The 11,289-nt window shown below is 69.3% G+C and carries 7 protein-coding genes; 2 read left to right on the top strand and 5 right to left on the bottom strand.

All coding sequences use genetic code 11. The annotated features are described in order from the left end of the window. Positions 1-457: 457 nt before the first annotated feature. On the top strand, positions 458-1,201 hold the full coding sequence (locus J5V96_RS04185; RefSeq protein ID WP_208500423.1) for a YceI family protein: 744 nt from the start codon (positions 458-460) through the stop codon (positions 1,199-1,201). Positions 1,202-1,256: 55 nt separating this feature from the next. On the opposite strand, the gene J5V96_RS04180 is transcribed toward J5V96_RS04185, so the two are convergent. Next, on the bottom strand, positions 1,257-3,494 hold the full coding sequence (locus J5V96_RS04180) for a glycoside hydrolase family 2 protein (protein ID WP_208500421.1): 2,238 nt from the start codon (positions 3,492-3,494) through the stop codon (positions 1,257-1,259). Positions 3,495-3,629: 135 nt separating this feature from the next. Between J5V96_RS04180 and J5V96_RS04175 the strand changes: the two genes are divergently transcribed. Next, complete coding sequence (locus tag J5V96_RS04175) at positions 3,630-4,838, top strand: helix-turn-helix domain-containing protein (protein ID WP_208500419.1); 1,209 nt, start codon at positions 3,630-3,632, stop codon at positions 4,836-4,838. A gap of 36 nt (positions 4,839-4,874) precedes the next feature. Here J5V96_RS04175 and J5V96_RS04170 read toward each other — a convergent pair whose 3' ends face one another. The 4 genes from J5V96_RS04170 to J5V96_RS04155 form a co-directional block, all read right to left on the bottom strand. Beyond that, positions 4,875-6,371 carry an MFS transporter gene (locus J5V96_RS04170; protein WP_208500412.1) on the bottom strand — a complete coding sequence of 499 codons (1,497 nt, stop codon included), beginning with the start codon at positions 6,369-6,371 and terminating at the stop codon, positions 4,875-4,877. A gap of 155 nt (positions 6,372-6,526) precedes the next feature. Then, the gene (locus J5V96_RS04165; protein ID WP_208500410.1) at positions 6,527-7,354 is read right to left on the bottom strand and encodes an SDR family NAD(P)-dependent oxidoreductase; all 828 of its coding nucleotides are present in this window, start codon (positions 7,352-7,354) and stop codon (positions 6,527-6,529) included. Then, positions 7,351-8,592, bottom strand: a complete 1,242-nt coding sequence (locus tag J5V96_RS04160; protein WP_208500408.1) for a glycoside hydrolase family 1 protein — start codon at positions 8,590-8,592, stop codon at positions 7,351-7,353. Before J5V96_RS04160 ends, J5V96_RS04165 begins: the two co-directional genes overlap by 4 nt. Next, a complete protein-coding gene (locus tag J5V96_RS04155) occupies positions 8,589-11,267 on the bottom strand; it encodes a family 78 glycoside hydrolase catalytic domain (RefSeq protein ID WP_208500406.1) in 2,679 nt (892 codons plus the stop codon). Before J5V96_RS04155 ends, J5V96_RS04160 begins: the two co-directional genes overlap by 4 nt. Between the last annotated feature and the right edge of the window lie 22 nt (positions 11,268-11,289).

Below are 11,289 nucleotides of genomic sequence, written 5' to 3'. Positions count from 1 at the left end.
AATCTTGCCGAACCGATCAAAAATCGGCCGACGAGGTTATTTGGCATTTGACAAGTGCACGCTGTTGAGTTCTCAAGGATCGGATGCTCCCAGCCCTGCGACTCCCGCCGCAGCCCTCCGGGGCAACTTCTCTATCTTACCTGTCCGTGTTCGTTTCGCAAATCCGACACGCCGTGTCGCCGAAGCGCTCACCGCGTCCCGAACCGGCCGGAACCCGTTCAGAACACCCCGAATCGCACCTCACTGAGGTGGTTCTTCATCGGGGTGGTTGTCGCAGACCTGGGGTGGGAACCTTCCGGCTCAACCTCACCGCTTGGCGGCGACAAGGGAATACATTACGTGGATCCCGGGGGTCGGGCAAACCGGTGCCAGGGCCGGGCGTGTCGCACCTGCGAGGTGCTGATGGATCCGGTGAGAACCGTAGCCTCGCCGCCGGGCGGGCCAGCACAATCAGCGCATGAGCTCCCCCTCCTCTCCCCGGCGCCTGGGCCGCCGCGGCATCATCTGGATCGTCGTCGCGGTCGTCGCGCTGCTCGCGGGCGCGGCCCTGGTGTTCGGCCCCGCCTTCTACCGAGACGTCATCGTCGGCGAGGCGCCGCCCGCTCCCACGGTCGGCGCGGGCACGCCCACGCCGGAGGGCACGGAGGCAGGGGATGAGGAGCCGGCATCCGATCCCCTCACCGAGCTCGACGGATCCTGGACCGCCTCAGAGGGATCCTTCGCCGGATACCGGGTGGACGAGGTGCTCAACGGCACGGATGTGACGGTGGTCGGACGCACGGAGGAGGTGACCGCCGACGTCACCGTGGCAGACCTCACGGTGACCGAGGGATCCATCACGGTGGACGTCGGCTCGATCGCGACGGACGAGGGGGCGCGCGACGCCTACTTCCGTGACAACGCCCTCGAGGTGGAGGAGTTCCCCACCGCCACCTTCACCCTCACTGAACCGATCACCGGCGACGTGCCCGAGAGCGGGACCGTGACCACGCAGGCGACGGGCGAGCTCACCCTGCACGGCGTCACGCGCGAGGTGACCGCGGACGTGCAGGTGGCGTTCGACGGCCGCACCGCCGAGGTGGCGGGCAGCATCCCGATCACGTTCGAGGACTACGGCGTGCAGGCGCCGAGCCTCGGCTTCGTGAGCGTCGAGCCGGAGGGCTTCGTCGAGTTCCACCTGGTGCTCGACAAGTCGGAGTAGGCGTCTGATCGCCTCCGATCCGGTCGCGCGCTCCGGGATCGAGGGCGGGCCCTGGTCACTTGGCGATGCGGTTGAGCTGCGCGTTGAGTGCGGCGATCTGCTCCACCGGCACACCACCCGCCTGCGCCAGCAGCTTCTCGACGCTCATCCGGTCGACGATGGCCTGCATCGCCGGCGGGATCTGCACGCCTCGTCCGACATCACCCCGGCTGACCGCGAGGGCTTCCAGCACCGACGAGACCACCCGCGCGCCGTCCTCCGACTGCCGGATGTCACCCAGCGCATCCCGGATCGAGAAGAACCCCGAGGGGCTGGGCAGTTCCGCGCCCTCGAACCAGTTCGCGATGGTCGTGGTCGGCATCACGCTGGCGGGGGGAGCGTCGCGCACCTTGCGCAGCGTGATGCGATCGGCGAGCTCGCCGGATCGCGCGGACACCTCGTGCTCCCCGGAGATCGGGACGTGGAAGCGGAACACGCGCCCGCCTTCGCGCGTCGCGCACTCGACGCCGTCCACCAGCAGCGTCACGCTCGACTGGTTGGAGTACACGATCACCTCGGTCACCGCCTCGGCGCGCTCCGTCCTCCTGCGACCCGCGATATGCACAAACGGCTCCGTCGACCAGGCCGCCTTGTAGACGTAGAACGCGTCCTTCTTCACGCGACGATCGAAGCTGACGAGGCCTTTCTGGTTGCGCCCGCTCACGCCGCCCTCATCGCGGCCGGCCGAGCCGAAGTCGGCGAGATTCCAGACGTAGGTCGCCCACAGCCACGGCCGCTCGTCGAACATCGCCGCCATGTGCTCGTGGTACAGGGCCTGATATCCCTCGCTGTAGTCGCCCTTGACCGGATCCGCTGACTGGTACTGCGGGTTCGCGTCGGCTCCGTACTCGGACAAGCCGATGGCGACGCCGGGGTGCGCGGCGTGGAAGTCGTCGAGCCAGGTGTCGTTGTCCTCGACCTCCCCCACGTACCAGCCGAAGTAGAGGTTGTAGGCCATCACGTCCGCCACGGTGACCAGGGGGTGGTCGGTCTCGAGAAGGAACAGATGCGCCATCGCCGTCAGACGCGTCGGATCGAGCTCGTGCGCGAGATCGTTCAGCTCGCGGTGGGCGGCGACGACCTCCGGCCCTGCTCCCGCCAGGGTGATCTCGTTGGAGAGCCCCCAGCAGATGATGCTCGCGTGATGGCGGTTCTGGACGATGAGCTCGGCCAGCTGGTCACGTGCGTTCCCCGTCGCCTCGGGAAGGAAGACCGTGATCTGCGGGATCTCCGCCCAGACGACGATGCCTGCCTCGTCGCACAGGTCGTAGAAGCGCTGATCGTGCTGATAGTGGGCGAGCCGGAGGGAGGTGGCGCCGATCTCCCGCACGAGCTCGAGGTCGGTGCGCATCATGGCGTCCGTGATCGCGTTGCCGACGGCCTCGTGATCCTGATGGCGGGAGACGCCGCGCAGCGGGTACTCCTCGCCGTTGAGCAGGAATCCTCGTTGGGGATCGACGGCGAACTCTCGGCAGCCGAACCGCAGCTGCACCGCGTCCACGACCTCATCGTCGACAAGGAGCTCGGCGCGCGCCGTGTAGAGGTGCGGGTCGCGCAGGCCGTGCCAGCGCCGCACGCCGTCGATGGAGGACTCTGCGCGCGCGACGCCGTCGATGACCGGGACCGTCGTGCTCGACTCGCCCTCGATGAGGAAGCGGACGGCGTGCCCCGGCCCGTGGACCTCCGCGTGCAGCGCGACGTCCGCCCGCTCGCCGGCGAGCGCGGGAACGACGACGAAGCCGGGCCCGCCGCGGTCGTCGAGGGCGAAGTGGGCGGATCCGACCGTGATGAGGCGGACGTCGCGATAGATGCCGCCATAGAACGTGAAGTCCGCCTGCTGCGGATAGACGCGGTCGTTCGCCGCATTGTCGACGATGACGAGCAGCGTGCCCCGGCCGTCGACGAGATGGTCGGTGATGTCGACGCGGAAGGTCGAGTAGCCGCCGTGATGCGCGGTCAGCATCCGCCCGTTCACGTAGACCTCTGCGCTGGAGTTCACGCCGTCGAACTCGACCCAGGTGCGTGCCCCCGCTCGCTCTGCCCGCACCTGCCGCGCATAGGTGGAGCGGCCGCGTCGGTAGTCGCCGCCCGCTTGGCCGTCGACGGCGTTCCACGTGTGCGGCACGGTGACCTCGCCGCCGGCGGCGACGACGTCCTGCCAGGCGGTGTCCGGCGGGAGTGCGACCGGCGCGAACGCCCAGCCGTCGAGAATCGGCCTGATCAGGCGGGGCGGGTTCGCGGGAGGCGGCGTCATCGGTGTCTCCTTGGAGGTGGATCGTCCGGCGGGACCGGACTCCCTCACCGTATGAAGTCCGTCACGGTCGGTGATAGAACTGGTGACGCACGATCAGCACTGATCCAGCAAGGACGCTGGACGATAGGAGCACGCATGCCGGAGGTCGCAGCCGACGCCGCGCTGGCGACGATCGTCGGGCTGCTCACGGACGTGCTGAGCTGCCCCGTCACCGTGACGACCGACGCCGCCTCTGCGCTCGGCGCGTTCCAGGCCGCCCACTGCCTGGATCCGCGCCTGCAGCCCGCCTTCACGGCGAACGCGCTGCGTGAGCTCGTGCGAGAGATGGCGCCCCAGGTGGTCCACGAGATCGTCGAGCCGCTCGGGATGGCGGTCGCCGTCGCGCGCTGGGGCGACAGGCTGCTGATGATCGGCCCGTACACACACGAGCCGCTCTACCCGGGAGCCGCCGAGGAGATCCTGAGCCGGATCGGCATACCGAGCGCGCACCTGCGCCTCTACAAGCTCTATCGCACGCGCTACCCGATCGTCGATGTGGAGTACGTCCATCGGGCCGCGGCGGCGGTGATGAAGGCGGATGGGAGCGGAGACGTGCTCGGATCCGTCCACCAGATCGTCGCGGAGGGCGGCACCCTCACACCGGGTTACGGCGAGCCGCCGCAGTCCGCGCCGTTCGCCGTGATCGAGGAGCGCTACCGTCTGGAGCAGCTCTTCATGGAGGCGGTGGCGGACGGCTCCGCTGACGGCGCCCTGGCCGCGCTCCAGCGGCTCGCGGGTATGCCCCAGACGATCAGCTACCTGAACACGCCGTTCCTGGGCACGACGATCCTGCGGATCATGGCCCGGGTCGCCGCCCAGCGCGGGGGCCTGCCGGCGGTAACGATCGACGCCATCTCGCAGGAGTACGCGCAGCGCCTCCACCGCGCGGGCCACACGGCCGACCCCCGCCGCACGATCGGCCTGACCGCGCAGATGGTCACGGACTTCTGCCGGCACGTGCGGCGGCACCGCCAGCGCGACTACCCGCCGCTGGTCCGCCGGGTCGCCGATGAGATCGAGCTCCACCTCAGCCAGCGTGTCTCTCCCCCGGAGCTGGCGGCACGCCTCGGGGTGTCCACCTCGACGCTCGCCAGGCACTTCCGAGACGCGACCGGAACGACCATCGCCGAGTACGTCGCCCGACAACGTGCCGAGCGAGCGGCCCGGCTGCTCACGACAACGTCCCAGAGCGTGCGCGACATCGCCCTGTTCGTGGGCTACGACGACGCGAACTACTTCGTCAAGGTGTTCAAAGCCGCATACGGCATGACTCCGACCGCGTACCGCGATGCGCACTCCCGCTGAGGATCGACCGCAACGACTCCGCCCCCTGGTCGGCGTTCAGGAGAGCGAGCCAGCGGGCTCCGTCTCTGCCAGCGCGGCCTTCCGCTCGGCCACCCGCTTCTGCACCTCGATCATCCCCTCCCGGTCGAGCCGGTAGCCGCGCATCGCGATGAGCGTGCACACCCAGCCCAGGATCGGCAGGCCGAAGAAGAGGAACAGCGTCATCAGCAGGATCGGCGTGCTCGGCGCATCCGTCGGCTGGGGCATGACCGTGGTGAACCCGATCAGCGCCACCGCCCCCAGCGCCAACGTGGAGCCGAGCGAGGAGATGATCTGGTCGACGATGTTGTAGGTGGCCGTGACCGTGGCCGGAAGGTACTTGCCGGATCGGTCCAGCTCGTAGTCGATGATGTCCGCGCGCATCGCGCCGTTCGCCACCGTCACAACCATCGAGGCACCGTTCATCAGCAGGTACAGGAGGAAGAACGCGATTGCGAGCGCAACGCTGCCGAGGATCGCGCGCGTGTCGACGACCAGGCAGAAGACCGTGAGGATCGCCGCCAGGATGAGGCAGATCCACGTCCAGGTGACGGTCGCGGCCTTCGAGCCGCGTCGTCCCGTGAAACGCGCCCCGAGGATGGCGAACACGATGCCCGGCAGGATCGCCACCAGGCTGAGCGTGGTGCCCAGCTGCATGTTGCCGAGAAGGATGCCCCACAGCAGGGTGCTGATGACGGCCTGAGACTTGACCACCTGGGCGAGCTTGTCCGAGGCGCCGCTGATCAGGTATCGCTGGAACGGTCCGTTCTTCGTGAGCAGGTGCCACATGTCCCGCAGCGAGACATCGGCCTCGGCCCGCGCATCGGCGAGGTGCGCGAAGTTCTCGGGCTTGTCGATCCGCGAGACGCCGACGCAGGCGAGCAGCTGGAAGGCCAGCGAGCAGACGACATAGGTGATCGCCGTCTCGCGCAGCATCCCGACGGTGAACTCGTTGCCGTGCCGGGGGAGGAAGACCACGGTCGAGACGATCGTGAAGATCGCGGGCACGAAGTACGCGTAGACCGTGGCCCACACCTGCACCGTGGGGCGCTGCCGGGGGTCGTTCGTGAGGACGGGGCCCGACATCTGCCCGGCGATGTCGTTCATCGACGACCCGACGATGTACACGATGTACACGGCGATGAAGAACACGACCCCGAGACCGGCATCGGAGCCCCAGACGAACAGCAGAAGGATCGCCAGAGAGCGGATCAGCCAGCCGCCGAGCATAAACAGTCGCAGCTTGCCGAATGTCACGGTGGTGCGGTCGATGACCATGGCGATCAGCGGATCGACGATGCCGTCGAACACCCGTGTCACCGTGAGGATCACGCCGGCGACGGCGACGGCGATGCCGTAGCCGGCGTTCTGCAGATAGCTCATGAGGCCGACGAGGACGTAGAAGATCATCGCCGACCCGTTGTTCATCTGCGAGAACGCGATCTCCCAGGTGCGAGCGCGTCGATACTGCACGCCGTCCGCCTCGCTGGCCGTCTGCTTCGGGATACGCGCCATTGCGTTCTCTTTTCTTCGGATGTGCGGGCCGCACCGGCGCGGGTACCGCCGGACGACCACTGGAGACGACGCAACGCTAAGACCGCGACGCCCTGGCGGAATAGAAACGGTGAGGCACGCACAGCACAGAATCGGCGCTCACCGCTCCCTTCCTCTCAGATCGTCTCGCCCGCATCCGCGAGCAGCGTGCTGCCGGTCATGATGAGCGAGAGATCTGTCGCGCAGAACAGCACAACACGAGCGATGTCGTCGGGTGTCCCCACGCGCCCGATGAGGCTCTGCGACATCGCCGCGGGTGCACCCGGCGCATCGGCGCCCTGCGCCCCCCTCTTCTCCAACGCCGCGACGGCGGCCGCGCGGTTGCCCTCGGTCGGGACATACGAGGGCGCGACCCCGAGCACACGGATCCCCCGCGGCGCGAGCTCGAGCGCCAGCTGCCGGGTCATGCCGCGCACCGCGTGCTTGGAGCCGACATAGGCCGACAGACCAGGAGCGACTCCGCGGAAGCCGGCCGTCGACACCACGTTGATCACAACACCCCCGTCCGCCATGCGCCGGGCGGCCTCGCGGGTGCCGTTGCGCACTCCGCGAGCGTTCACCGCGAACACCCGGTCCCACTCCTCGTCGTCCATCTCGAGAAGCGGAGAGCTCGGGAAGATCCCGGCGTTGTTCACCCAGATGTCGACACCGCCGAGCGAGCCGAGCACCTTCTCACCGGCGTCAGCGACGGATGTCGCGTCGGTCACGTCCATCCGGACCCCGACCGCCCGCACGCCGTGCCTGCGGGCGAGCGCCCCCGCCTCCTCCGCGGCCCTGCCCTCGTCAAGATCCGCCAGCGCGACGTCGGCCCCGGCCTCCGCGAGGCGCTCGGCGATGGCGCGGCCGAGCCCCTGGACCCCGCCCGTGACAACGGCCCGACGGCCCTTCAGCGAGATCAGGTCCGCGACCGGAGCGCCGGAGACATCGGCGAACGGGTAGCTCATGCCAGCTCCTCCGCGTCCAGTGCGCCGCGGGTCGCCACGCCTCCGAGCCAGGCGAGGCTGGGCTTGGGCGTCCGGACGAACGTGTCACGGTCGACGGCGATGAGGCCGAACGTCGGCTCCCAGTGACCCCACTCGAAGTTGTCCAGCAGAGACCAGTGCAGATAGCCGCGGACGTCGATGCCGTCGTCGATCGTGCCGAGCAGTCCTCGCAGCGCCTCGGCGGTGTATCGGATGCGCTGCTCGTCGTCCGCGGTGGCGATCCCGTTCTCCGTCACGAGGATCGGCGTGCGCTCGCTCACCTCCCAGGCGTGCCGCACGGCCATCGCCAGGCCGTCCGGGCGGAACGCCGTGCCGACGAGGGTGTTGTCGGGGTGCGGCGGGTGCGGCACGAGGCCGTTCGCGTCGACCTGCTGGCTGGAGTACGCCTGCACGCCCACGAAGTCGTCCCCGCGGCTGCCCTCCCAGTAGACGTCCTCCTTGCCGTGGCGGATCTGACGCAGCTTCTCCTCGCCGCCCGGTGCCGCGGTGAGGGCGCCGGCCGCGACGGTCCAGCCCACCTTCGCGCCGGTGCGAGCGCGGATGATCTCGCGGGCGGCGTGGTGGATGCGTGCGAACATCCGCCCGATCTCGGGATCGGCGTACGTCAGGAAGTCGCTGTGCGTCTGCTTCTTCTGCTCGTCGCCCTCGGCCTCGACCGTGGGGCTCGTCCACTCTCCGCCCGACGCACCCAGGTGGCGCATCGCCGTCATGATGGCCGCCTGCATGTTCGGCTCGTTCATGGTGATGACCCACTCGACGCCGTCGAGGATCGTGCACGCCTGCTCGACGTAGGCGCAGAAGAGCGCCTCCGCTTCCTGCGCCTCCCATCCGCCGAGTGCCGCGAACCACTGGGGAGTGGTGAAGTGCTGCAGGGTCACGACGGGAACGACCCCGAGCTCGAGGCAGTACTCGATCATGCGGCGATAGTGAGCGAGCTCGGCCTTCGAGAAGTGCCCGCGTGCAGGCTCGATCCGCGACCACTCGAGGCTGAAGCGGTACGAGCTCAACCCGGCATCCGCGAGCAGCCGGATGTCCTCGCGGTAGCGGTGATAGCTGTCCACCGCGTCGCCAGACAGCTCCATCCCGGGCATCAGCTGCTCCCGCGCCCACCAGTCGCTGTTGACGTTGTTCCCCTCGACCTGGTGACCGGCGGTGGCGGCGCCCCACAGGAATCCGTGCGGGAATCGGGTCTCGTTCATGCGTGCTCTCGCTTTCTCATCGATGCCGGCAGAGCGGCGGTGGTCTCGGATCGGCCCGGCCCGACGTCCTGGGGCGCGGCACCGGGCAGGACGACGCGACCGGTGGTCCCCTCGGGGAGCTCGGCGACCAGGTGCATGCGGTCGCCTTCGATGCGCCATTCGACCCGGATCTCGCCCTGCGGCCCGTCGTGCGCTCCGCGTGCCCAGGTCATGCCCGGCGCAGGAACGGGGGCGATCACGATGCGCTCCCAGGCGATCGAGTCCTCTGCCTGCCGCAGTCCGAGCGTGTGGGTGTGCAGGAAGCGGATGACCGCGCCCTTGCTGTAGTGATTCAGCGACTCGTGCGCGTGGCCCTGCTCGTCGATGCCCTCCCAGTCCTCCCAGATGGTCGTCGCGCCGCGATCGAGCATGTAGAGCCAGGACGGCGCGGAGCGCTGCGCGAGCAGCTCGTAGGCGACGTCGCCGCGGCCGGCATCCGCGAGGACGGGGAGCAGGTCTCCGGTCGCCAGGAACCCGGTTCCCACGTGCGTCCCCGCCTCCCTGATCCGCTCGACGAGGTGGTCGACGGCAGCGGAGCGCAGCTCGCCCGGAATCAATCCGAACGACAGCGCCCGCACGTAGGCGGCCTGGGTGTCGGTCGATGTGCGGCCGTCCTCACGGAGGTAGGCCGACCGCCAGGCGTCCGCCACGCGCTCGGCGACCGCGGTGTAGCGGGTCGCGTCGTCGTCTCTGGAGAGGATGGCCGCGATCCGCGCCAACGTGGCCAGGGAGCGATGGAGGTAGGCGGTGCCCACCTCGCCCTTGTCAGCCAGGAACCAGGCCATCGGATCGTGGGCGATCGGGTCGATGGGGTTGCCTTCGGCGTCCCGCTGTCGAGGCTCCGTCCACTCACCCCAGTGGAACGTGCCGTCCCACAGGTACTGCTCGAACGGCTCCGGATCCGGCGACGCCTGCACCCTGGCGTGATGGCGCGCGGTGCGGGCCTGCTCCAGCGCCCACTCCACCCAGCGCACCATGGCGTCGTAGTTCTCGGCGAGAAGGAGACGATCGCCATAGGAGAGGTACATCTCCCACGGCACGGCGACGATGGCATCGCCCCAGCCCGACGATCCCGTCATCATGGCGAACTGATCATCCAGGTGGTGCTTGATCCGGCGTCCGTCCGGCGAGAAGTTCGCGATCCGTCCGTCGTCGAGCTGATCATCGCGCACCGACCGCAGCCATTTGCGCGTGAATCCGAGCACGTCGTACAGACGGGTCGCGGTCGGCGCGAACACCTGGTAGTCGCCCGTCCAGGCAAGGCGCTCGCGGGTCGGGCAGTCGGTCGGCACATCGACCGCGTTGCCTCGGAAGCTCCACGTCGCGATCTCGTGCAGCCGGTTCAGGTCCTCATCGCTGCACGCGAACGAGCCGGTGGCGCGAAGGTCGGTGTGCACGACCTGCATGCTGATCGACGCCGGGTCGAAGGCGGACCCGGTGCGCGAGACGCGCGCGTACCGGAACCCGTGCACCGTGTGGCGAGGTTCGAACTCCCCTCCCGATGCGCCCGCGATCACCTCGTCGCGCTGCACGAACGACACATGACCCTCGCCGCCGGGGCGCCGCGAGTCGAGGTGCGAGGTCGACAGGTCGCCGGAGGCGTCGACGTGCTCGCCGTACTCGATGACGGTGTGCGTGCCCGGCGTCCCGAGATCGGTCAGCCTGACCCAGCCCGAGGCGTTCTGACGGAAGTCGACCACCCACACGCCGTCGCGGATCCGGGACGCCGTCGCAGGCGGTCGAGACTCGAGCACCCGCACGGGGGGCGCGGGCGACCAGGAGACGGGGGGCGCGTCGACCACGGCGCCGGTGAGAACGGGAGCGGGCTCTCTCTCCGCCCATGTCAGGTCGACGCTCTGGCCGTCCATGAGATCCGCGCGGGTGATGACGGAGGGCCGGGAGGTCCAGCCGGCATCGCTGGTGTGAACCTGCAGGGAGCCGTCCGCGAGGCGGCAGTGCAGCTCGACCCTCGCGCCGAGCGTCGCACCCCATCCGGCCGGCACCCGGAAGGCGCCCACCTGTCCGCGGTACCACCCGTCGGACAGCTCGATCTCCACGCGGTTGCGGCCCGGGGTCAGCAGAGACGTGACGTCGTGCGCCTGGGCATGCAGCGTGCGGTCGTAAGACGTCGAGCCGGGCGCGAGTTCGTCCGAGCCGACCCGACGTCCGTTCACGCTCGCGGTGTACACCCCGAGAGCCGTGGCATACAGACGCGCGGACACGACCTCGCCTGCCACGTCGACTCGCCCCGACAGCACGTGCGCAGGGCGTCGGCCGTACCCGGGATCCGCCGCCTCGGCCGGCGAGATCCATTCGGCCGTCCAGTCGGCGTCCAGCAGACCCACCTCGAACGTCGCGCTCTCGGACCACGGCGCACTCGGGGCGGCGGCGCGCACGCGCCAGCGCACACGCGTCCCGCTGGTCAATGCGCCGAAGGGCCAGCCGACGAAGCGATGCGACATCACCTCGGCCGTCACCGGCTCGGCATCGTCGATGCTCGCCTCGAGCAGCCAGGGCGCGCTCGCCGCCGCCCCCGCCGCGGGGAGCTTCCAGGACAGCCGGGGGTGGGCTCCCGTGACGGCGAACTCGTCGCCACCGCTGTCGACGGTCAGGGAATGGGGGGCAGGGGATCGCATGACGCAGGCACCTCGGTTCGAT

This window comes from Microbacterium stercoris, from assembly GCF_017592545.1.
GTDB lineage: Bacteria > Actinomycetota > Actinomycetes > Actinomycetales > Microbacteriaceae > Microbacterium > Microbacterium stercoris.
This window is presented reverse-complemented; position numbering and strand designations above follow the sequence as displayed.

Bases quoted from the DNA above. Each gene is read 5' to 3' on its own strand.
- J5V96_RS04185 (WP_208500423.1), top strand. From the start codon at position 458: ATGAGCTCCCCCTCCTCTCCCCGGCGCCTGGGCCGCCGCGGCATCATC.
- J5V96_RS04180 (WP_208500421.1), bottom strand. From the start codon at position 3,494: ATGACGCCGCCTCCCGCGAACCCGCCCCGCCTGATCAGGCCGATTCTC.
- J5V96_RS04175 (WP_208500419.1), top strand. From the start codon at position 3,630: ATGCCGGAGGTCGCAGCCGACGCCGCGCTGGCGACGATCGTCGGGCTG.
- J5V96_RS04170 (WP_208500412.1), bottom strand. From the start codon at position 6,371: ATGGCGCGTATCCCGAAGCAGACGGCCAGCGAGGCGGACGGCGTGCAG.
- J5V96_RS04165 (WP_208500410.1), bottom strand. From the start codon at position 7,354: ATGAGCTACCCGTTCGCCGATGTCTCCGGCGCTCCGGTCGCGGACCTG.
- J5V96_RS04160 (WP_208500408.1), bottom strand. From the start codon at position 8,592: ATGAACGAGACCCGATTCCCGCACGGATTCCTGTGGGGCGCCGCCACC.
- J5V96_RS04155 (WP_208500406.1), bottom strand. From the start codon at position 11,267: ATGCGATCCCCTGCCCCCCATTCCCTGACCGTCGACAGCGGTGGCGAC.